The sequence below is a fragment of the Ktedonobacteraceae bacterium genome, from assembly GCA_035653615.1.
Taxonomy (GTDB): Bacteria; Chloroflexota; Ktedonobacteria; order Ktedonobacterales; family Ktedonobacteraceae; genus DASRBN01.
Genome location: DASRBN010000021.1, coordinates 1 through 20,640, shown reverse-complemented (window position 1 = coordinate 20,640; position 20,640 = coordinate 1). Strand labels below are relative to the sequence as shown.

At 53.4% G+C, this 20,640-nt stretch carries 19 protein-coding genes; 4 read left to right on the top strand and 15 right to left on the bottom strand.

Annotated elements, in window-relative coordinates:
- Positions 1 to 52 precede the first annotated feature (52 nt).
- The 4 genes from VFA09_11295 to VFA09_11280 form a co-directional block, all read right to left on the bottom strand.
- A complete protein-coding gene (locus VFA09_11295) occupies positions 53 to 2,281 on the bottom strand; it encodes an ATP-binding protein (GenBank protein HZU67850.1) in 2,229 nt (742 codons plus the stop codon).
- Positions 2,282 to 2,871: 590 nt separating this feature from the next.
- The gene (locus VFA09_11290) at positions 2,872 to 3,987 is read right to left on the bottom strand and encodes a sialidase family protein (GenBank protein HZU67849.1); all 1,116 of its coding nucleotides are present in this window, start codon (positions 3,985 to 3,987) and stop codon (positions 2,872 to 2,874) included.
- A gap of 43 nt (positions 3,988 to 4,030) precedes the next feature.
- Positions 4,031 to 4,342: a MoaD/ThiS family protein gene (locus VFA09_11285; GenBank protein ID HZU67848.1), complete on the bottom strand. Its 312-nt coding sequence runs from the start codon at positions 4,340 to 4,342 to the stop codon at positions 4,031 to 4,033.
- A 113-nt stretch (positions 4,343 to 4,455) separates the two neighbouring features.
- Positions 4,456 to 5,568, bottom strand: a complete 1,113-nt coding sequence (locus VFA09_11280; protein HZU67847.1) for a carboxylate-amine ligase — start codon at positions 5,566 to 5,568, stop codon at positions 4,456 to 4,458.
- A 191-nt stretch (positions 5,569 to 5,759) separates the two neighbouring features.
- Between VFA09_11280 and VFA09_11275 the strand changes: the two genes are divergently transcribed.
- Both VFA09_11275 and VFA09_11270 read left to right on the top strand, forming a co-directional pair.
- Complete coding sequence (locus tag VFA09_11275) at positions 5,760 to 6,635, top strand: prolyl oligopeptidase family serine peptidase (protein HZU67846.1); 876 nt, start codon at positions 5,760 to 5,762, stop codon at positions 6,633 to 6,635.
- 15 nt (positions 6,636 to 6,650) lie between these two features.
- Positions 6,651 to 7,478 carry an alpha/beta hydrolase gene (locus tag VFA09_11270; GenBank protein ID HZU67845.1) on the top strand — a complete coding sequence of 276 codons (828 nt, stop codon included), beginning with the start codon at positions 6,651 to 6,653 and terminating at the stop codon, positions 7,476 to 7,478.
- 75 nt (positions 7,479 to 7,553) lie between these two features.
- Here VFA09_11270 and VFA09_11265 read toward each other — a convergent pair whose 3' ends face one another.
- From VFA09_11265 to VFA09_11250, 4 genes are all read right to left on the bottom strand, one after another.
- Complete coding sequence (locus VFA09_11265) at positions 7,554 to 7,766, bottom strand: hypothetical protein (GenBank protein ID HZU67844.1); 213 nt, start codon at positions 7,764 to 7,766, stop codon at positions 7,554 to 7,556.
- Between the two features lie 14 nt (positions 7,767 to 7,780).
- On the bottom strand, positions 7,781 to 9,130 hold the full coding sequence (locus tag VFA09_11260) for an AMP-binding protein (protein HZU67843.1): 1,350 nt from the start codon (positions 9,128 to 9,130) through the stop codon (positions 7,781 to 7,783).
- Positions 9,131 to 9,393: 263 nt separating this feature from the next.
- Positions 9,394 to 10,545 carry an acyl-CoA dehydrogenase family protein gene (locus tag VFA09_11255; protein HZU67842.1) on the bottom strand — a complete coding sequence of 384 codons (1,152 nt, stop codon included), beginning with the start codon at positions 10,543 to 10,545 and terminating at the stop codon, positions 9,394 to 9,396.
- A 241-nt stretch (positions 10,546 to 10,786) separates the two neighbouring features.
- A complete protein-coding gene (locus VFA09_11250; protein HZU67841.1) occupies positions 10,787 to 11,200 on the bottom strand; it encodes a RidA family protein in 414 nt (137 codons plus the stop codon).
- Positions 11,201 to 11,361: 161 nt separating this feature from the next.
- Between VFA09_11250 and VFA09_11245 the strand changes: the two genes are divergently transcribed.
- Together VFA09_11245 and VFA09_11240 are read left to right on the top strand one after the other, a co-directional pair.
- Positions 11,362 to 11,913 (top strand): sigma-70 family RNA polymerase sigma factor, encoded by a 552-nt coding sequence (locus tag VFA09_11245; GenBank protein HZU67840.1) that lies wholly within the window; start codon positions 11,362 to 11,364, stop codon positions 11,911 to 11,913.
- Between the two features lie 18 nt (positions 11,914 to 11,931).
- Positions 11,932 to 13,596, top strand: a complete 1,665-nt coding sequence (locus tag VFA09_11240; GenBank protein ID HZU67839.1) for a PQQ-binding-like beta-propeller repeat protein — start codon at positions 11,932 to 11,934, stop codon at positions 13,594 to 13,596.
- On the opposite strand, the gene VFA09_11235 is transcribed toward VFA09_11240, so the two are convergent.
- The 7 genes from VFA09_11235 to VFA09_11205 all read right to left on the bottom strand — a co-directional run.
- A complete protein-coding gene (locus VFA09_11235; GenBank protein HZU67838.1) occupies positions 13,591 to 14,373 on the bottom strand; it encodes an enoyl-CoA hydratase family protein in 783 nt (260 codons plus the stop codon). The two genes, VFA09_11240 and VFA09_11235, sit on opposite strands and share 6 nt — an antisense overlap.
- A 261-nt stretch (positions 14,374 to 14,634) precedes the next feature.
- Complete coding sequence (locus VFA09_11230; protein HZU67837.1) at positions 14,635 to 15,429, bottom strand: SDR family NAD(P)-dependent oxidoreductase; 795 nt, start codon at positions 15,427 to 15,429, stop codon at positions 14,635 to 14,637.
- Between the two features lie 119 nt (positions 15,430 to 15,548).
- Positions 15,549 to 17,846, bottom strand: a complete 2,298-nt coding sequence (locus VFA09_11225) for an FAD-dependent monooxygenase (GenBank protein HZU67836.1) — start codon at positions 17,844 to 17,846, stop codon at positions 15,549 to 15,551.
- Entirely contained in the window at positions 17,843 to 18,709 is an 867-nt protein-coding gene (locus VFA09_11220; GenBank protein ID HZU67835.1) for an LLM class flavin-dependent oxidoreductase, read from the bottom strand. Before VFA09_11220 ends, VFA09_11225 begins: the two co-directional genes overlap by 4 nt.
- Positions 18,710 to 18,767: 58 nt before the next feature.
- The gene (locus tag VFA09_11215) at positions 18,768 to 19,121 is read right to left on the bottom strand and encodes a Uma2 family endonuclease (GenBank protein ID HZU67834.1); all 354 of its coding nucleotides are present in this window, start codon (positions 19,119 to 19,121) and stop codon (positions 18,768 to 18,770) included.
- Between the two features lie 138 nt (positions 19,122 to 19,259).
- On the bottom strand, positions 19,260 to 20,207 hold the full coding sequence (rbsK, locus tag VFA09_11210; protein HZU67833.1) for a ribokinase: 948 nt from the start codon (positions 20,205 to 20,207) through the stop codon (positions 19,260 to 19,262).
- A 14-nt stretch (positions 20,208 to 20,221) separates the two neighbouring features.
- The coding region (locus VFA09_11205; GenBank protein HZU67832.1) for a transposase at positions 20,222 to 20,640 on the bottom strand (419 nt) is incomplete at its 5' end.

Here is a 20,640-nt window from a genome sequence, read left to right as displayed (position 1 = left end):
CTGGTTCCATAATGGCTTTTCACAATCAAATTGGGAAATCTCGTCCCTAATGTCACGATTCCTCCTGGCTATTCGCTTCACCCCTGGCGTCCGGTGCCAGCGGCAATGTGAACCAGAAGGTAGAGCCTTCGCCAGGTATACTATCGACGCCTACCTGCCCATGGTGCTGTTCGATAATGGTCTTGCTAATATAGAGACCGAGACCAAGGCCCGCATTTGAGAGATGGGAACGGCTCTGTATCTCCATTTCGGGGACCCGCCGGAAGCGCTCCCAGATATATTCCTGTTGCTCAGTGGAGATGCCGGGTCCATAATCGCGCACGCTGACCTTGACCTCATTCTCCTGTTCTTGCAAACGTACCTGGACGGGCCGATCTTCGCTCGAGTACTTCAAAGCATTGGTCAGATAGTTCATGATGGCTTGCGCGATGCGATCAGCATCCACTTCGACAGGCGCTGTTTGAATGTCACCGGATTCCAATGTTATTGTGCGATCAGACCACACCTGCTGTTGTTCTTCAACCGCTTGCCGCACAATCAATAACAGATCATGAGGAGCAAGATGCAGGTCGAGGTAACCAGCTTGCACGCGTGAGACATCCAGCAGATCGTCCACCAGCCGATTTAAGCGCCGGCTCTGCTGTTCAGCGCTTTCGTACAATCCCAAAATTTTCTCGAGCGATTGCAAACTATTTTTCAACTGGCGCACCGCCAGCTGCGTATTACCCTTAATGCTTGTTAGAGGCGTCTTCAATTCGTGGCTGATCATGCCAAGGAATTCTTCCATCTGCTGGTTCGCCTGGCGAAGGGCCAGTTCGTTCGCGCGCGCCTCGGCCCGCTCGCGCAACAATCGTTCGCGCTCGAACACCAGCGTTACCAGCCTGGCCACTGCACTTGCAAACGCTTTCTCTTCCTGCGTGTATTGGTGAGCCTTATCGGCGTAATCTAAGGAGATCAGGCCGATGAGTTGATTGTCTATAGACATCGGCACAAGCAGCATGCGATGAATATCGAAAGGATTGGGATACTGCGAAAGCGGCGGCTGTGTCATATCCAGAATGATCGGCTCGCCCTCAAGAAGTTGCTGCTGGTATGCTTCATTCATGAGCATATCACTGAGGTGAAAACCTGGACGCCTGGCTCGCCATAGCAGTTCCTGCTCGGCAGGAAGTCCCACGACTGCCACGGAACGAAGATTTTGTGTCTGTGGGTCTACGACGGTAATTCCAACACGCTCACAACCCATAACATCACGTGTCAGCTCTACCAGTTTCTGTGCTATCCTGTCAGATGCATCTTGCGACAGTTGTCCGGTAATTTTCACGCTTTCAGGCAAGGAAACAAGCGATTCTGCCATGGCAAGCAGGGCATTGAGGGCATCATGAGTGCGGCGTTCTAGCCTGCGACGCTCCGTCACATCCCGACAGATACAGAGCGCGGCAACAGGCTCTCCATCGGCATTGCGCACCGGAGCGCCGCTGACATTGACATGCAAAATACGTCCATCAAAGGTATGAAATATTACATCGGCAGTATTTGCTTCAGTAAGCACCTCACCGCGTAAAATACGGGACTGTGGCCATCGCTCGAAGGGTAGGGGTTGACCGAATTCATCGGCCATTGTTAGCTGTGTGCGTCTTTCATCGAGTGACTGGGAGAAAAAACTTCTTTCGTTCTCAGCCTTGAGGCCAACCATCTTGCGAAACGCAGCATTCATACGCAGCATAGAGCCCTCGCTGCCGTAAACGAAGACGCCATCGGCCATCGATTCGAAAATGGCCTCAAATTCCCCTGTTTGATGTGCCGCTTTATGCTCGCCCCGGCCAGCTGTAATGCTGGTGACACATCCGCTGACCAGGAAAAACAAAACCTCGACAACGTTTTTCGCCCCAAAAAAGCTCTCGCCACTGTGCGGCAATAAGACGAAAGAATCGAGCAGGACGATACCCAGCACGGTCGCCAGTAAGCCGGGGCCAATACCCCAATTCACGGCTACGAGTACGATAGCCAGCACTCCCAGTATCCCGGCGAACTCGAAGGCAGGAAAGAGGGAGATTAGCAACCATATGATGATAACAGCGAGTACCTGTAGCAATACCGCCGCAACGTAGCCAGATACGGGATGACGCCAACTCCCCGGCAACCAATCCGGCGCGAACGTCCTTTTTCGCATCCAATCGCGTATAGAGTGCCACAACCGCATTGCCGGATCGCGTTTGAAGAATGGTTGTTTTTCCCCATCAGGAGCTTCCGGGGACGCGGAGACATTCAAATCATACACCTCTGTTCTTCCTCTATCCGGCACTTTACCTGAGAAACTACATGGGTTAGCTGCACGCACATCAACGTCCTTACTGCCCCATGTAGCTGTAAACTGCAAAAGCCTTTCAAATTTGAAAGGCTATGTGGTTCCCCAAAACAGGTAGTAATATTAGTAATCCCTACAGTTATTTCTAAGATAACCTTAATGTGTTACACGAATGAGGCGTAAAAATGGTTGCAGAGGTTGCTAGATGGCAGATTATTGACCCCGGCCCCCTGATGAATTTTCCCTGGCAAAATCGGTAATCTGAGTGGTGCCAATCGTGTCATTCTGACCGAAGCCGTGTCATTCTGAGCGCATCCGTGCGTGTCATTCTGACCGAAGCCGTGTCATTCTGAGCGCAGCGAAGAATCTGCGTCCAGGCGCACCGAGATTCTTCGCTGCGCTCAGAATGACACGCACGGATTCCTCGATTCGGTTGGAAAAATTCATTAGGGACAGCGCCTGGTACCTGGCCTGTTAATCCCACCAGGCCAGGTACCAGGCGCTACCTCATCACCGCTTAGCACCAACAAAAATCATCCCGGCAACAGGAGATTGAAGTTGATTTAAGCGATCACAGTCGCGTTCACTGAATAGATTGCCGGCAAGAAGTCGGCGATCAGCTGCCAGCTATCACCGCCATCGCGAGTGGCAAAGATCTGCCCGGTATTGGTACCGACATAGACTCCACAGGGGTCAGAAGTATCGGTACACATTCCATGGCGCAAGACACCAAGCCGAACCCCCGGGCCTGCCGGTAAACCTTCGGTAAGCGGCTCCCAGCTTTCGCCGCCGTTGCGGGTACGATACACACTAAAATGCTCGCCAACATTCTGACGACCATATGGGTCCTCAACAATCACGAACACGGTATCAGGATGATGTTGATCAATGGCTATAGGAAAACCGAATTCCGAGGGCAGGTTATGCTGAATGTCTATCCAGTCATCGCCCGCGTTCAAAGTTTTGTAGATGCCGCAGTGGTTCTGCTGGTAGAGGACATCGGGCTGCGTGGGATGCTGGACAAAACGGTGGATGCACTGGCCATACTCTGGATATATATCAGGCAAGAAACTGGCGCGTGTATTTTTGTTAGCAAAGACCCAGCTCTTGCCGCCGTCATCTGTGCGCATGCAGCCTACAGCCGAGATGCCTATCCACATACGCGATGCATTGGTAGGATCAGGAACGATGGTGTGCAGGCAGAGACCGCCGGCACCGGGCTGCCAGTGTTCCCGTGTAGGATGATTCGCCAGTCCCGCATTCATTTCCCAATGCGCGCCATTATCTTCGCTGACCCAGAGGCTGGCCGGATCAACACCCGCGTAAACCACACCCGCTTCATTCGGTCGCCCAGGCTGGATTAGCCAGATGTTGGTAAGTTTCTGGCCGCTATCTTTGGGGAACTGGATACCCTGTTCCGGTTCCTGCCACGTCTGGCCGAAGTCATCGCTGAAGCGCAAAAACGTGCCGAAGAAGTCGCCGTTATCGGTTGCGAACAAACGCCGGCCGTCGCGTTGATCAAGAATAGCATTGAAAACACGGGTGCCTTTCAATGTGGTAGCCTCGACCTCCCATATTTCGCGATCCTGCGAGCTTAAGAGAAAAAGGCCACGTTTGGTGCCAACAGTTAATAAGGTGGTGCCGGGAGTATACTTGCTTTTCAGACTGTGCAGAGTCATGTTTTACCTCCTGGAATTGTTCTTTGTAGTCAATTACCAATTGTCAGTGAGTGCCTGGTTGGCCTCCTGCGACGGATTGCAGGATATGAATGGTTGCTCCAGGTGTAACCGGGGTATCAAGGTCCTGGAGATAGCGGATGCTTTCGCGATTCAAAAAGATGTTAACGTAGGGGCGGAGTTCTCCTGTTTCGTGACAGATATGGAATTCGAGGCCGGGGTAGTCGCGGTCAAGCGCATGGATAACTTCACGAATGGTACTGCCGCTCGCCGTTACCGACTTGCGGTTGCCTATTTTGGCACGCAGCACGTGAGGAAGGACGACTGTGACACTTGGAACGGCAGGTTGTGCATCCATGACCACCTCGGAAAGGTCTGTACTAACTACAAGAAAAGAACGGAACGCCTGAATAATTTATCGATTTAGAACAAGTATACCAGGATTACGGATTGATTACAAGAGATTGTGACCTATGGATGAGGAATTGTCTCAGCAACTATGTACTCCACGACATCCTTCAATTGCCCTGTGCGCCGGTAGACTTCACGCTGTCTTGCGGCCCCATTGCCGCGTCGCAGCAGTTCATTCACCTGATATGAGACATGCTTCCAATCGCCTTCGGCTTCGAGCGCCGGGCGTAAAAATGCGAGGAACTGTTCGATGAGTTGAGTTGCGGGAACCAGCCGCTCAGTGTACACATCGATCAAATCGCTATCCAGGCCGTAGCGGGCGGCACGCCAATGGGCCGCGCTCAGCAACTCAGTATGCGCCAGCGGAAACGGTTCATTGCGCAAAGCCTGTTCGTAGCAGGTACGTACTAATGCGCGCACAAGCCCGGCGGCCATTACAGCCTCGTTTAGGGTCATGCATACATCCATCACACGAAATTCGATGGTGGGAAAGCGTTCCGGCAGGCGTATGTCCCAATAGATTCTGGTTACATCTTCCAGGCTTTTGGTTGCGACCAGCGCCTGTACAAGTTCATCATAATCAACTTTTGATTCAAATGCCGGCGGGGGACCAGACATGGGAGTGGCCCACCATAATGGCGTCCGGTAACTGGAATACTGTGTGTCCTCGCTCGCCCAGAACGGAGAATTGGCAGCGAGCGCGAGCAGTGGTGAAAGCCAGAGTCGGGTGCGGTTCACGAGTGGAATACCCAACTCGCGGTCTTTCAGGCCAACATGCACGTGACAGCCAAAAATAACCTGCTGGCGCACCATACGCTGCTGCTGGCGCACAAGCTGTTGATAGCGTTCCCTGGGAGTGATGAGCTGTTCTTGCCAGGGCGAAAATGGATGCGTACCTGCGGCGGCGATTTGCCTTCCCATACGCCCTGCTATGTCTATCAAGCCCGAACGCATGCGTGTCAGTTCTGCTCGCACTTCATCGAGTGTGCGGCACACGGGCGTAGCCACTTCTACCTGTGAGAGCATCATTTCATTCTGCACGCCCTCGCCCAATAACTTCTGGGCTTCAGGGACCAGTTGATCGGCATCTGGACTCAATTCGTATGTATCAGGATTGACGATCTGAAATTCCTCTTCGACGCCAAGGGTAAACGTTTCGTCTTGCAGGGACATAGTTGCGGCCTCCTTCATTTCTTTTGCTGCTTGCTTATCCTACCCCATCCGTTAGCATAGTGCAACTTTTTTCGATGGTCGTTCTCAGTATGGTTTTGAAGAATTGAGTATTGGGCCAGCGGGCCAGTTGCGAGAATATGCTACTATATCTTCTGGAAATTCAGGAATATGAAAAGGAGTTCTGAAGGCAAATGGAAGAACAAGACAACCGCGACAATCAAGAGCAAGACGATTTTCGACTAAAACCCGTTGTGTATGCCATTCCTGGGATGGAAGAGGCTATCGTGCAAAAAGATATCGTTTACAAAACCGTGGATGAGAACGAATTGAAGCTGGATGTGTACTATCCATCCAACTATACTGGAGAGACACGGCTTCCGGCAGTGATTTTTGTGCATGGAGATGGGCCACCAGAATTTCTGAAGGATGCGAAGGAATGGGCAGCTTACACTTGCTGGGGACAACTGGCTGCGGCAATGGGTCTTATCGGTGTTACATTTAACCATCGCTCTACCGAGATGCTGGCAAAGCTGTACGAGGCAGCAAGCGATGTTGACGATCTGATTGCATTCGTGCGCGATGATAGCAAAATGCTGGGCATCGATGCTAACAAGATCGGCATCTGGGTCTGCTCAGCAGGAGGTCCGATTGGACTGCGTTCCGCGCTGAGAGATAATCAAGCGTATATCCGCTGCATCGTTTCCTACTATGCGATTTCAGACCTGAAAGTGTACTATGAGGAGCCGCAAGAGGAAACAGAGTTTCCCGGACCGCCTTTACCTGACCTTTCGCAGGAAGTTCTTGATGAATTCTCAAGTGCTGCACTTGTCAATAAAAGTGCTACTGTCGCTCCTCTGTTAGTTGTTCGGGCAGGTTTGGATGATCCCAGGCTGAATGCATCCATCGCTCGTCTTGTGACGATGGCGGTCACGAAAAATGTGAACATCGATTTCATGAACCATGCTACGGGGCAGCATGCCTTCGACATGCTGGATGATGATGCACGGTCGAAGGAGATTATCCAGGCGACATTAGAATTTTTGAAGATACACCTGCTAGAAATATAGCCGCACGGGGGCCAAATGGACAAGGCAACGTTCAACGAGCTAGCCAGTAAGCGATTAGTGTATGCTGTTCCTGACATGGAACAGGTTCCAGTCAGGAAAGACATTACATTCAAGCAGATTGGCGAACTTGCGCTAAAAATGGACGTGTACTATCCGTGGGAAATGGAACCGGGTACAACGCGTCCCGCTGTCATACTTGTTTCCGGCGGAGATTTATCGCCAGAGTTGCTAGTACGAGGCAAGGATATTGGACTCTACATTTCTTACGGACAATTGATAGCGGCATCAGGTTTTGTGGCTGTTACCTTTAACCATCGCTCCATTGAGGGATATACAAAGTTGCATGAGGTTGGGAGCGATATCGATGACCTGGTATCCTATGTCCGTGAGAATGCTTCATCACTGGGAATAGATGCACATGCTCTCTGTATATGGGCTTTCTCAGCCGGTGCTTTATATGGCCTGCGAACTGCAATGCGGGGCACGCCTCCATATATTCGCTGCATTGTCTCTTACTACGGAGGAATGAGTATTTTGAACAAGGAGTATTTCCACTATTCGCCAGAAGAGGAGCCAACGTTTCAGGAATTTTCACCGGTATACTATCTACGTACAGAGCCTGGCAATATACCCCCACTGTTTATTGCGAAAGCCGGGCTTGATCAGCCTGCCCTTAACAAATCTATCGACGAGTTTGTGCAGGAGGCAAGCACACGCAATATCCCGTTTACCTTCGTAAATCATCCAGCAGGTCGGCATGGTTTCGATATTTTCAATGACGACGCGCGATCTCGCGAGATTATTCGCATGACAGTGGAGTTTTTGAAAGAGCATTTGATATGATGTAGGATTTCTTCATGCAAGAACAGGCCTGCAACGCGCCGGCGCGTTGCAGGCCTGTTCTTGCATGAAGAAATCCTACACGCCATATTCATACAACTGCTCAAACTGCAAGTCCAGGTCATTGGTGGCCTGCCACATCGAGGCCAGGGCCTGGCGGACATTGCGGGCCACGCAGGGCGGAAGGTCATCCTGCGCGGCCAGTTTCTTCAATGCATCGTAGACATTGAGCAGTTCTTGCTCCTGTTCGGTAAGCGGCTTGCCAAGGAGATCGGTAGTGCTTGTAGTCATCGTTGTTGCTCCTCTTACTGATTATATTGGGCGACGGGACGAGCATCCACCAGGCGTTTCGCCTTCAGTTCGAAGTGTGGCAGGACGCCGTAGTCGACACGTTCGATGTTGAAGCGCAGGCCCTCGTGGGCGTTGGCCAGGTCTTTCGCCAGGTCGCGCTGCAGAGTCTCCCATTGTGACTCGAAGCCAGGCTTGATCTCGACTTTGATGGTGATCTCGTCTGTGAGCGTATCTTTGCGCCAGATGTAAATCTGGAATTCGTCGATGGCGGGATATTCGCGCACAATCGATTCGACGGCACGTGGGTAGACGTTGGTGCCGCGAATGAGCTTCATGTCGTCCCAGCGCCCGCGAATGCCACCATCGTAGATATCCCAGGTGCGCCCGCAACTACAGGTGCTGGCCGGAACCTTCATGACCATGTCCTTGGTGCGATAGCGAATGGCGGGGATGAAGCCGCGGCCAAAGGAGGTCACGACGCGCTCGCCGAGTTCGCCATAGCCTACCGGCTCGCCGGTTGCCGGGTCTAGTACCTCTTCGATGTAGTTGTCCTCGATGATATGTGTGCCACCCGGCTGGTGCGAGCATTCGAAGATCATGATGGTGCCGAGTTCGGTCATACCGGCGGTATCGCCGCATTTCGCGCCCCAGGCCTCTTCCAGTTGGCGTTTGACGGCGGGGATGGAGCCGGCAGGTTCGCCGGAGCAGATCAGCTTGTTAACCTTGCTATCCTTTGCCAGGTCAATACCAAGTTCGCGCGCCTTTTGCCACATCGTCAGGGCATAGGTAGGCGTGGAGCAGACGGTGGTCACGCCCATCTCGACGATTTGTTTAACGCGAGCCTCGGTAGTTTGCGCGCCACCTGGAATGACCAGCGCGCCGATTTTCTCGCAGCAGTAGTGCGCGCCCCAGAAGCCGATGAAGGAGCCATAACCAAAGGCGAAATACACGCTGTCTTCAGGGCGCACGCCGAAGCCCCATAGGCCGTAGCACCACATTTCGGCGATCCAATCCCAGTCCTTCGTACCATCCAGCACGCGTATGGGAGTGCGCCCGCTGGTGCCGGAAGTGAGGTGATAGCGAATGGCATGGTTGTGATCGGTCGTGGTGATATCACCGAACATGGGAGTATTGAAGATGGATTCCATCCACTCTTCACGCGTCATAAAAGGGATGCGCCGCAGATCATCCAGCGTTTTGAGCTGTTCGGGATGGAAGCCTGCCGCGTCGAACTTGCGCCGGTGAAATGGCGATTTGGCATACGCCCAATCGCACATGCGGCGGAGCTTGAGGAGTTGCAGCGCCTGCAATTCCTCGCGAGGCATCGTTTCGTTCTTGGGATTCCAGTATTCCGAATAGGCCATACGTTTCTCCTCCTCGAGATAAAATAGACATCATTGATTTAAATGCAAAGAGCGACCACAAGGGCCGATGCCGAACTTTCACAATCAAAATCGATAAGTATCAGCCAGCCGTGTCATTCTGAGCGCAGCGAAGAATCTCGGTATGCCATCGCTGCAGATTCTTCCCCGTTCGCTCTGCTCAGGGCTTCGGCTCCTGCGCTCAGAATGACACAGCCGGGCTCGCTCGGATTGCCGATCTTGACCGTTTAAAATCAAAATAGGCCCTACGGTGCGCGTCCAACCAGTTCGCGGGCAATGATGATGCGCTGAATATGACTGGTTCCTTCATAGATTTGCAAACCCTTGATATCGCGGTAGTAACGCTCGACCGGGTATTCATTGGAATAGCCACGATTGCCGTGCAGTAAGACCGCTTGCGATGCCGCGCGCATAGCCGCCTCTGTCGCGAAGAGCTTGGCAATGGATGTAGCTTTCGTCGCCGGCAGGTTCTGGTCTTTCGTCCAGGCGGCCTGGTAAACAAGCAGGCGGGAAGCCTCTACGTCGGCGGCCATATCGGCCAGAGTCGCCTGTATCATCTCGAAATCGGCGATGCGCTGACCAAACTGGCGGCGTTCTTTTGCATATGCGACACAGGCATCAAGACACGCCTGCGCCACACCTACTGCTCCGGCAGCCACACCCAGGCGACCGCGATCCAGGGCAGACATGGCAAGCTTGAAGCCCTCGCCGGGAGCGCCCAGCAAGGCACTTTTCGGCACGCGACATTCTTTTAGGATAATATGGACATGCTCGGAAGCGCGATGGCCCAATTCTTTACCCGGCATCGGCTCGCGCTGGAAACCGGGAGCGTCGGTATCGACGATAAAGGCGCAGATGCCTTTGTGCCGCGCTGAACGATCCCGGCTGGCAAAGACGATGGCGATTCGGGCGCTGGTACCGTTGGTGATCCAGATTTTCTCGCCGTTCAGGATGTAGCTATCACCCTCTTCGCGCGCGGTCGTCTCCATGCTGGCGACATCGGAACCCGCGTTCGGCTCTGTCAGCGCGTAGCAGCCAATCCATTCGCCGCTTGCCAGGCGGGGCAGGTAGTAGCGTTTCTGCTCTTCGGTACCCCATTCCTGAATGCACAACGAAACGAGACTGGCATGCACGGTCAGGAAACCACGCACAGAGGAATCGACCCGTCCCAATTCTTCGCACAGCAGGGCATAACTGACGTAGTCCATGCCGGAGCCACCGTATGCTGGATCAATCGGCCCGGCCAGGAAGCCAAGCTCACCCATGCGACGCACAAGTTGCAAGGGAAACCGGCCTTTCTCATCGGCCTCGCGTGCCAGCGGAGCAACTTCTTGCTCAGCAAACTGGCGCGCCCTGGCCTGGACTCGTTTTTGTGCTTCTGTCAGTTCGAAGTCCATGTAGTTACTCTCTCTATGTGAACAGTATACTATAAGGAAAGTACCCACCCCATGTCATTCTTCGCTGCGCTCAGAATCCCGGCGGCCTCGACGCAGATTCTTCGCTGCGCTCAGAATGACATGCCAGGGTGAATGCCTTCGATTCTTCGCTGCGCTCGGAATGACATCCAAAAAGCCTTTTTCATGGCACTCAGAATGACATGCCAGAGAACCTTTTTCATTGCAACGCCATTCAAGCAGATTATGCTTTCGAATCTGGATTTACTACGGCCATACCCTCTATCTCGATCAGTGCATCGTCCTGGAAAAAGCGCGAGATCTCAAACAGGGCAGTGGCCGGATAGTAATCGCCAAAGAATGAGCGATGAACCTGACCCAGGGACTTGAGGTGCGCGAGGTAGTCGTCGCGGTCGCGTACAAAAATATTGATTTTGGTAATATCCTGCATAGTGCCGCCCGCCGCCTCGACCACCGTTTGAAGATTGCGCAAAACCTGTTCATACTGGCCTACCAGGTCTCCGTCTATGATATTGCCTTCCGCGTTACTACCGGTCTGACCGGCCAGGAAGAGAAGTTGCCCACCCGTGACGAGCACACCATGGCTGAAGCCTCGTGGCCGGGCCAGCGTGGGAGGATTGATGATCGTTTTTTGCATCTGCATCACCTCAGCAGGCGACCGCAAGGGTGCGCCCTACAGAACAATCCGGCATGGTGACAGTATAGCACGAGTTGTTGTGTCACAACAATGTAACATTTCTGCCCGTTGGACGTTGCTATGTACGAGATATCTCTACAAAAAGACGTGAGGGTTGAAAAATGCACTCATCCCATCAGGGTAGGAAAGATGACCGGGCAGATATTCCCGCGGGAGATGGCTCAGTAATCGCGGAATGCTACCGGCAATGCGCATCAAAAATGTATGCCTACGTATGCCGGCATGCGCAAACATCAAACGATGCTGAAGATCTGCTCTTTGAAGTTTTCTTGATAGCAATGGAGCATGAACAAAAACTTGCGATGATGCCTGAAGACGAACGAAGAGCATGGCTCTGGACGGTTGCCCGTAATAAGATCATCGATTACCACAGAAGAAGTTCCCGTTGGAGTATGGTCCCGCTCGATCACCTGGCCGAAAACATCGACGACGAAGCGACTCCTGATGAGCTTGCATTACAACAGGAAGAGTATGAACATCTTCATGCCTATCTGAAACAATTGCCGGTGTCGCAACAGGAAGTGTTAGAGCTGCGCTTCATGGCCGGTTTGCGCTGTGCTGAGATCGCTACCATTCTCAATAAAAACGAAGGCGCAATTCGCACCATGCTTTCACGTGCGCTCAATACGCTGCGCGGCATTTACAGACAATAAGATCAGAGGAGGATTCATATGGCAAATTATGAACGCGAACATTTTCATGCAGATACAGTAGACGAACAGATCGATGCTTTCCAGGCAGGCCTGCAGAACACTCAGCATTCTGACCCTCTTGATATTCAGATTGTCCGCACCCTACAGGACTATTACTCTGCCGGCAATGCAAGCAATGAACCGGTAGAGCGAGTCTGGAACCGTCTTGCGCAGCATCGCGCATCCCGCAGCGCAGTAATACCAGAGATACGTCAGGGCACCCATACGCAGAATGATAGGAGCAAGCCCATGAAACTGGTTTTTAAGGGTTCGCAATCCCAAAATGTACCCCTGCGCCGCCTCAGCACGATCGCGGCAATCGTGTTTGCTATTCTGCTGGTCGGAAGCATGCTTGTCGTGCTACAGCAAGCTCATCAAGGACAGAAGCCTGCCACGGGACATCAGACTCCAACAAAGCAACCGGTTGTACGTTCAGATGCGCTCTATCTCATAGTGAATAACACGATTTACCGCTACGACGCCGCGACACATAAGCAAGTCTGGAGCTTTAAGATGCCTATCCAGAATGGTACCGACCCTGTTCCGCCGGACGGACAGGTGATAGGAAATATCCTGTACGCGCTCGGCACCGGTAGTAATGGCTACTACTTTTACGCCATCAATACAGCTGATGGAACGGTACGCTGGCGGTTCAAAGTTGATTATCAGACTGCCAGTCTCAATCTTCTAGGAAACCCACTGCTTGCTGATGGGACTGTCTATCTTTCAGAAGCAGAGGATGCGAAAGGTTATAGTATTGTAACAGCCCTGGATGCCGTGATGGGAACGATTCGCTGGCAGCACCGTTATAACGGAACGGGCATTGCGACACGGGATCATCTTGTCGATGCCGCAGCCGGGCTTACTCTGGAAGCTGCGACCAACAAAATACTCTATGGAACAACGTATACTGGCAAAATCGATGCGCCAACGACGACGCTCTATGCCATCAATGCTAAAAATGGTGTGATTCTCTGGCAAAAGAAGATTCCGACAGATAACGAGCAGCCGGATTACACTGGCGGATTGGTGGTGAACGGCATCCTCTGCATTTCCGCATCTGCTGTAGATCAGCCGGGCCATCGTCATCTGTATGGGTTTGATGCAACCAATGGAGCGGCAAGATGGAGTGTTTCGCTTGATGGAGAGGTTTATAGCCTCACCGAGTTCAACGGTGTTGTTTATAGCAATACAGTTCAATTCCAGACGACCCAGGACAACACTACCTACGCGGCAAGCGGAAGCGTATACGCGGTGCGAGCGGCAGATGGAACACAACTGTGGCACTATCCTGCTTCAGCAGGCGTCTGGTCACTGACGGTGCAGAACGGAATCGTATCAATCACCGTTTCACGAGAGGATGGTAAAAGCAATGCCTCTATCATCTCCCTTGATGCAAATAATGGTCATGTACGTTGGACGGATTCCGCTCTCTCGCGTGCTTCAATTGAGTTTTCTTCTGCGCCTCAGATCGTTCCCGGCACGAATGTTCTTTATGCCAATTACTACAGTGGTCAGATACAGGTACTGCGCCTCTCTGATGGGAAAGTTGCAGGCAACCTTAGCGTGCCTGGGCCTGATCCTTCCTCATCTTCTGGAGTGGGTATCCTGGCGGTGGTTCCAGCGGGCGGTTCCTCTTCATGAGATCTTCTGCTGCCTCGCCTTAAACCTTTCATAAAACTCACGATGGGCATCGCCCATAAGCATCAGGGCCTGCGCCTGGGCCTCAGCTTCGATGGCGGAGACGAAGTCCATATCCAGTTCGGAGTTAATCATACGCTTGGTCATCGAAATAGCCAGGGCCGGGCCATCGGCCAGTCTCTTTGCCCATTCGCGCGCTTTTGATAGCAGTTCGTCATGTGGAACGACGAGATTGACGAGACCATAGCGTTCGGCAGTGGCGACATCGATGGTATCGCCCAGCAGCAGTAATTCGAAGGCGCGCCCGGCTCCCACCACACGCGGCAGCAGGTAACCAGCACCCATATCGGCACCGGTCAGTCCGACTTTTGTGAAGAGGAAAGCGAAACGCGCTTTCTCAGAGGCGATGCGCAGATCGGACGCGAGGGCAAGTACGGCTCCCGCTCCGGCAGTCATGCCGTTGAGGGCCGCGATAATCGGTTTATCTAGTTGCCGCATGTTATGGACGACGGCTCCGGTCATGCGTGTAAATTCCAGGTGGCCTTTCATATCGCGTTTCAATAATTCGCCGATAATGGCATGCACATCACCACCGGAGCAGAAATTATCCCCCGCGCCGGTCAGCACCACGGCGCGCACAGCATCGTCGTAACGCAGCGTCTCAAACAGGTCACGAAGCTGGGCGTATACCTCGAAAGTGAGCGCGTTCATCACTTCGGGACGATTCAGCGTCAGGGTTGCGATGCCGTCGCTTACTTCGTAGAGAAAATCGTAGGGCATGCTACACCTCTTTCATGATTCCTTTACCATTGCATGTCATTTACCATTGCATGTCATTCTGATAGGGCATGCTACACCTCTTTCATGATTCCTTTACCATTGCATGTCATTCTGAGCGGAGCGAAGAATCTGCGTCGAGTCCAGCTAAGATTCTTCGCTCCGCTCAGAATGACATGGTAGACTGCTCGGATTACCGGTCTTGATCGAAAAAATTCATCACCGGCGCTGAGCGCGATCAATCGGTCCCTACGAGCTGGCGGCTTACGACATCACGCCGCCGCCATCGATATTGAACGCCTGCCCGGTAATGCCTTTGGTCACATCCTGCGCCAGGAAGAGGGCAATTGCCGCTATCTCCTCCGGCTCTATCAGGCGATTCTGAGGGCTGGTTTTTGCTAAGACTTCGCGCGCCTTCTCCTCTGGCATGCCGGTGCGGCTCGAGATGTTGGCAACGCTCGCGTCGGTCATGGGCGTGTCTACATAGCCGGGGCAGATGGCATTCACCGTGATGTTATAGGGCAGCAATTCGACGGCGAGAGCGCGAGTCAGGCCAAGTACGCCATGCTTGGCAGCGGTATAGGCCGCGATGTAGCTGCCGCCAACACGCGAGGCAATCGAGGCGATGTTGATAATGCGACCACTGCGCTGATTTATGAGAGCGGGCACGAAGGCTTTGGTGACGTAGTAGACACTGGTCAGGTTGATGGCAAGCATGCGGTGCCACAGCTCGTCGGGATGATTCAGGAACTTGTGACTACCTGCATTGCCGGCATTATTAACCAGGATGTCTACTCCTCCGAGACCTTCAAGAAAGGTCTGAGCCATCGACTGCACCTGCTCAGGCTCGGTTACGTCGCAGGGAGCCGACAGGCTTTTACGGCCCATTGCAGAAATCTGCTCGACTAATGTTTCGAGATCAGCTATCGTGCGAGCGGTCACGGCCACGTCCGCGCCTGCTCCAGCGAGAGCAAGGGCAATGCTGCGTCCTATGCCTCGACCTGCACCGGTTACTACTGCTCGTTTTCCCGCAAGTACGAGATTATTTTCGTCTGCCATATCGCTGTACCCGCCTCTCTAGTACATTTCCACTTGACTTTTTCGGGTTTGCCAGTATGCTCCCCTATGGAAAGCGGCAGGAGCTGAACCCTTTCCCGACCTCTCGCTGTGGATTGAAACTAGCTATGCAGCTCCTTATATTGGAGCAAATCCTCATTTAGTTCGATATTAATGGCAGCCGCCCAGGCTGCATCGTTCAGGTGCGGCGAGTCCATGAGACAGAGGTCGGCGCGACCGGCGGCCAGAATAGTATTGACCTCGTCGCTCGTGGTTAGATAGCCGCCCACCATCGTAGGAATGCCTGCTTCGTTGCGCACGCGGTCGCTCAAAGAAGTCAGGAAACCACGGCCATAAGCGGGTTCGCCGTCCATAGTGGTCTGGCCCGCGAGTACCTGGATTATATCACAACCATGCTCCTTAAGCGCCTGCGCAACAACAATTGCATCCTCTATTTCGAAGCCACCTTTTACGCCATCAGTAACAGATAAGGCAACCGAGATAGGCTTATCTTCTGGCCAGACCGCGCGTACAGCATCGAAAACCTCTAATGGATAGCGCATGCGATGCTGCAAGTCTCCGCCGTATTCATCGGTGCGCCTGTTGGTGAGCGGGGAGAGAAAGCTGGCCAGCAGATAACCATGACCAAAGTGCAGTTGCAGCATGTCGAAGTGCGCTTCCCCTGCCATTTGTGCCGCCCGTACAAAATCATCGCGCACACGCTGCATATCTTCAAGATCCATCTCTTTAGGAACCTGGCTATGGGATGTATAGGGCAGGGGTGAGGCCGAGAGTAGCGGCCAGTTGCCATTCCGCAGTGGCCTGTCCAGGCCTTCTGAACGCGGGCGGGTCGAGCCACGGTGCCCGGCGTGACCGAGTTGGATAGCCATTTTCGCCAGCGTGTTGCCATGAAAACCCGCAACCGTCCATTCCCAGGCAAACTCATGGGAAGCATCATACATGCCGGGACAATCAGGACTAATGCGTCCACCAGGGGAAACAGCGACGATTTCGGTCAGCACCAGGCCCGCTCCACTGAGGCCGAGGCTGACGAGCTGGTTAGCGTAGGCTTCGTTGAGCAGCCCGTTTTGTACAGGGTAATAGGATGAAGCACGATGAGTCGTATGACAAACGGCAATACGATTGGATAGCACGAGATCCCGCAGCCGCAGTAGTGTGAATGCAGCCGACGAGGCGATGATGGCAGGGGCAGCGACGGGCGGAACAACTATGGATATATCATCAGGAGATAGTTCTCCATCCTCGACGTCAGTAGGCAGATCACCGAAAGCTCTGAACGCAAACCAGCGATCAACCGCTTCGACGAAATGGATATCGCGCATGCGCAGATCGTCATAGGTAATCCTGCCACTGCGCGTCAATAGCTGGAACGTGAACTGCAACGGCTCCAGGCCAAGGTAGCGTTTGAGCGTCTCGAAATAGGTCTGGCTTTCCTGGGCAGCGCGCTGAAAGGTTTCGACCACCGGCTTGCGCTCCAATTCATACTCATTAAGAGCGGTTTCGAGATCGGAATGTTGTTCCAGTGCGCCCGCCAATGCGATTGCATCCTCCATAGCCAGCTTTGTCCCTGAGCCAATCGAAAAATGAGCGGTGTGAACGGCATCTCCCAGCAGCACGATATTCTGATGGTGCCAGTGGCGGGTCTTGAGCGTGGCAAAGTTAATCCACTTCGAGTTATTCGAGAGCAATTGCGCCCCATTCAGATCACCGGCCAGCAACTGCTGGCAAAAGGCAAGGCTTTGTGCTTCATCGGCCTGGTCAAGCCCCGCGCGCAACCAGGTTGCTTCGTCGCATTCAACGATGAAGGTGCTGGTGGTGCCGCTGAAAGGATAAGCATGCACCTGGAAAAGACCTTGTTCGTTCTCGCGAAAGATAAAGGTGAAGGCATCGAGGACTTTGTTTGCGCCGAGCCAGATATACCTTGCCTTGCCCAACTCGATGCTCGGCTTGAAAATGGGTTCGTATGTTTTGCGCACGATACTGTTAATGCCATCGGCGGCAACCAGCAGGTCATAGCTGCCGAGTTCGGAGAGATCAGCAATCTCGCGACCAAACGTGAGGCTGATACCGAGTTCAGCGCAGCGCCTTTGCAAGATGTTCAGCAGCAGCTTGCGCGAGATACTGGCAATCACATGACCGCCGCAACGGATTGTTTCACCGCGATAACGGGTATCGATATCGTTCCAGATCACGAAATGATCGCGAATCTGCTCATAGGTTTTATAATCGGCGCGCTGGAACGACGCCAGGGTGCGGTCAGAGAAGACGACGCCCCAGCCATAGGTGACATCGGCAGGATTGCGTTCGATGATAGAAATATCGTGCGCGGGATTGGCTTTTTTAATGAGCAACCCCGCATAGAGTCCTGCCGGACCCGCGCCAAGAATCACAATCTTCATGATGGTTTCCTTCCCAGCCCATTCAGTACATCGGCCAGCCTGTCAAGCTGAGCAAGATCGGGTACGGTGGGAAACAATACCAGTTCATCGCAACCGGCATCCTCATAGCCGCGGATAAATTGCGCGATGGCCTGGGGAGTGGTAAGCATTCCGGCAACAATCCTCTCGGCAAATGGCCCGGTAAAGGCATAATAGTCGCGCATGTAACGCCTGCCCTTTTCGACAACTTCATCGTCGCCGAGCGCAAAATAGCCTTGCGCCCATAACCGGGGCCTACCCGGTCGTCCGGCATCGCTCCAGGCCGCGAACACCTTATCAGCGGCTCGCGCAAATGCCCTTGGCGGACCCCCACCATGCACATAGCCATCAGTATAACGGGCCATGCGCGCAAACCCCGAGTCGCTCAACCCACCGACGAGTATTGGAGGGCCACCGGGACGCGCTGCCGCAGGACGAAGCTGGTCATCTTCCCACAGGGAACGCAGGGCAGCAAGCTGCTCCGAGAGGCGTTTGCCTCGCCCATGGTAATCGACGCCAGCGGCGATATAATCTTCTTCGCGGGCGCCCACCGCCAGCCCCAGCACTAAACGCCCATTGGAAATGGCATCGAGCGTGGCGGACATTTTGGCAAGCATGGCGGTATTATGTAGAAGACTGATGACGATGGTGGTAGCGAGTTTCACTCTGCGCGTAACACCGGCGGCAGCGGACAGAGCAATCAAAGGCTCATAGCTATCGTAGACGAGGCGGTCGATAACGCCCAGGCTAGAAAACGGGCCTTCATCGGCACGGTGCGCCCATTCTATGACAAGCTGCCCATATGTGCCAGGGACGCCGGTTGGCAGGCCAACTCCTACTTGCATTTGCACGACTCCCTTGTTGTCTTGTGCCTGGCACCCGCAGGGGTGCCACTAGATTCCTCTATTTGGTAAAAACATTAGTCGAAGACGGGCGGCCAGATACTGGTAACGGGTATTTCCCAGCCGGGGAACAGTTCGGGAGAGGAAATTGTTTGAGCCGCTCTCGTGAAACAAAAGAGACAGCAGGAGACAGCAGATCACCATCAGGTAAACGATAACCGATACTCGAATCCAGGACCTGCCCCCGATTATTGCGAAATACCCAGGGACTTAAGAATGCTATGAAACGAGCTCCGATTATAGCTGATATGGCATCCGATGGACCCATAAGAATAAGTTTACCTTCTTTCAATTCGATTTGATGGTTGGGGTAAAGCGCCTGGAGCTTTTCGACATCGTGGTAGCTGATTGACATGGTAGAAACTCCTTCACTCCTGTCGTCCCGCTCAGAGGTTCGACGCTGCGGATAGACTGTCATCTGTTCACCTCTTTATTGCTTTGATTGTAATAGAGGATAGCATATGAGGGATGAAATTGCTATGAAATTTTTTGGCTACGATGCTCGCAGTAGCGCCTCCACCTCTGCCCTACCTGGTAGTCCCGTCTGGGCGCCGAATTTCGTCACCTTCAAGGCTCCGGCATAGACGGCGAAGCGTAGGGCATCCTGGGGCGTCTGGCCTTCCGTCAAAGCCACCGCCAGTGCTCCGGCAAAGCAATCGCCCGCGGCAGTGGTATCGATGACCTGCACTTTTGGGGCGTCTTGATAGACGATGTTTGTGCCCCCCATACCATCGTCATGAGCAAGTAAAGCGCCTTGCGCGCCCAGGGTGATGACGACCGTGGATATGCCATGTTCGCGCAGGACGGTAGCCACAATGTAGGCATCTTCGCGGCTCTCTACACGTTGACCACTGAGCAGGCTGGCTTCATTCTCATTGACGATCAATATATCCACCTGTTGGAGTATCTCCCACGGCAGCGGCTGGGCAGGAGCCAGATTCAGCACTACCGGTACGCTCCGGTCATGCGCTGCTGCGATCAATGTCTTAACGGTCTCCAATGGAATCTCCAGTTGTAACACCAGCGCCCTGGCAGGCACAAGCGCCTCAGAAATACGCCTCATTTGCTCCTGATCCTGCCCGACCTGCATGTTGGCGCCGGAAGCCACCACAATAGCATTATCACCATCGGGTGCGAGAAAAATAAATGCCGTGCCGGTCATTTCTTGTTCATCGACAACGACCAGTCCCGCATCGACCCCATTTGCCCGCAATGAGCTAATAAGCTGCGCTCCAAAAGGATCGCTTCCTACTCGCCCTGCCATGGTCACAGGCGCGCCCAGCTTCGCCATTGCTACCGCCTGGTTGGCTCCTTTGCCACCGGGAATAAGCCGTAGCGAACCTGCCCCTAATAATGTTTCCCCCAGCTGGGGAATATGTGGCACATGCACAACCTGGTCCATGTTCAGACTACCAACAACAAGGATACTCTTCTCCTGCATACCTATCTGCCATTCTAAATGTGTTCAAACGTATTTACATTGTCGATTGCGGGGAAAACGACCGCACACCGCACGGGATCGCCCGTGTGTGGCCCCAGCCGGGCAAGGAACCTCATCAAGATGTTGACGGCGCTATTGTCGTCGCGATCCATGACGAGTCCGCATTCCGTGCAACAATACGTCCGTTTCCAGAGCGGCATGGCTTGCTTGTGCCCACAGCCGCTACAGGTTTTCGACGTCTCGCGTTCATCTAAAAAGTGGAGGTCTTTTCCGTACAACTGGCATTTGTAGATGAGCATTTGTGTGAAGGGATACAAGCCCCAGTCGTTGAACACTGCTCGGTTGAGGTACTTGTTCCGCTCTCGATGTTCGTTCATCACCATTTGCCGTTGACTGAGATCTCCCACCACCACGGTTCTTTCATCCAGCTTGT

Excerpts from the sequence above, each read along its gene's own strand:
- VFA09_11290 (HZU67849.1), bottom strand. The coding sequence starts at position 3,987 with ATGACTCTGCACAGTCTGAAAAGCAAGTATACTCCCGGCACCACCTTA.
- VFA09_11285 (HZU67848.1), bottom strand. The coding sequence starts at position 4,342 with ATGGATGCACAACCTGCCGTTCCAAGTGTCACAGTCGTCCTTCCTCAC.
- VFA09_11280 (HZU67847.1), bottom strand. The coding sequence starts at position 5,568 with ATGTCCCTGCAAGACGAAACGTTTACCCTTGGCGTCGAAGAGGAATTT.
- VFA09_11275 (HZU67846.1), top strand. The coding sequence starts at position 5,760 with ATGGAAGAACAAGACAACCGCGACAATCAAGAGCAAGACGATTTTCGA.
- VFA09_11270 (HZU67845.1), top strand. The coding sequence starts at position 6,651 with ATGGACAAGGCAACGTTCAACGAGCTAGCCAGTAAGCGATTAGTGTAT.
- VFA09_11265 (HZU67844.1), bottom strand. The coding sequence starts at position 7,766 with ATGACTACAAGCACTACCGATCTCCTTGGCAAGCCGCTTACCGAACAG.
- VFA09_11260 (HZU67843.1), bottom strand. The coding sequence starts at position 9,130 with ATGGCCTATTCGGAATACTGGAATCCCAAGAACGAAACGATGCCTCGC.
- VFA09_11255 (HZU67842.1), bottom strand. The coding sequence starts at position 10,545 with ATGGACTTCGAACTGACAGAAGCACAAAAACGAGTCCAGGCCAGGGCG.
- VFA09_11250 (HZU67841.1), bottom strand. The coding sequence starts at position 11,200 with ATGCAAAAAACGATCATCAATCCTCCCACGCTGGCCCGGCCACGAGGC.
- VFA09_11245 (HZU67840.1), top strand. The coding sequence starts at position 11,362 with ATGCACTCATCCCATCAGGGTAGGAAAGATGACCGGGCAGATATTCCC.
- VFA09_11240 (HZU67839.1), top strand. The coding sequence starts at position 11,932 with ATGGCAAATTATGAACGCGAACATTTTCATGCAGATACAGTAGACGAA.
- VFA09_11235 (HZU67838.1), bottom strand. The coding sequence starts at position 14,373 with ATGCCCTACGATTTTCTCTACGAAGTAAGCGACGGCATCGCAACCCTG.
- VFA09_11230 (HZU67837.1), bottom strand. The coding sequence starts at position 15,429 with ATGGCAGACGAAAATAATCTCGTACTTGCGGGAAAACGAGCAGTAGTA.
- VFA09_11225 (HZU67836.1), bottom strand. The coding sequence starts at position 17,846 with ATGAAGATTGTGATTCTTGGCGCGGGTCCGGCAGGACTCTATGCGGGG.
- VFA09_11220 (HZU67835.1), bottom strand. The coding sequence starts at position 18,709 with ATGCAAGTAGGAGTTGGCCTGCCAACCGGCGTCCCTGGCACATATGGG.
- VFA09_11215 (HZU67834.1), bottom strand. The coding sequence starts at position 19,121 with ATGTCAATCAGCTACCACGATGTCGAAAAGCTCCAGGCGCTTTACCCC.
- rbsK (HZU67833.1), bottom strand. The coding sequence starts at position 20,207 with ATGCAGGAGAAGAGTATCCTTGTTGTTGGTAGTCTGAACATGGACCAG.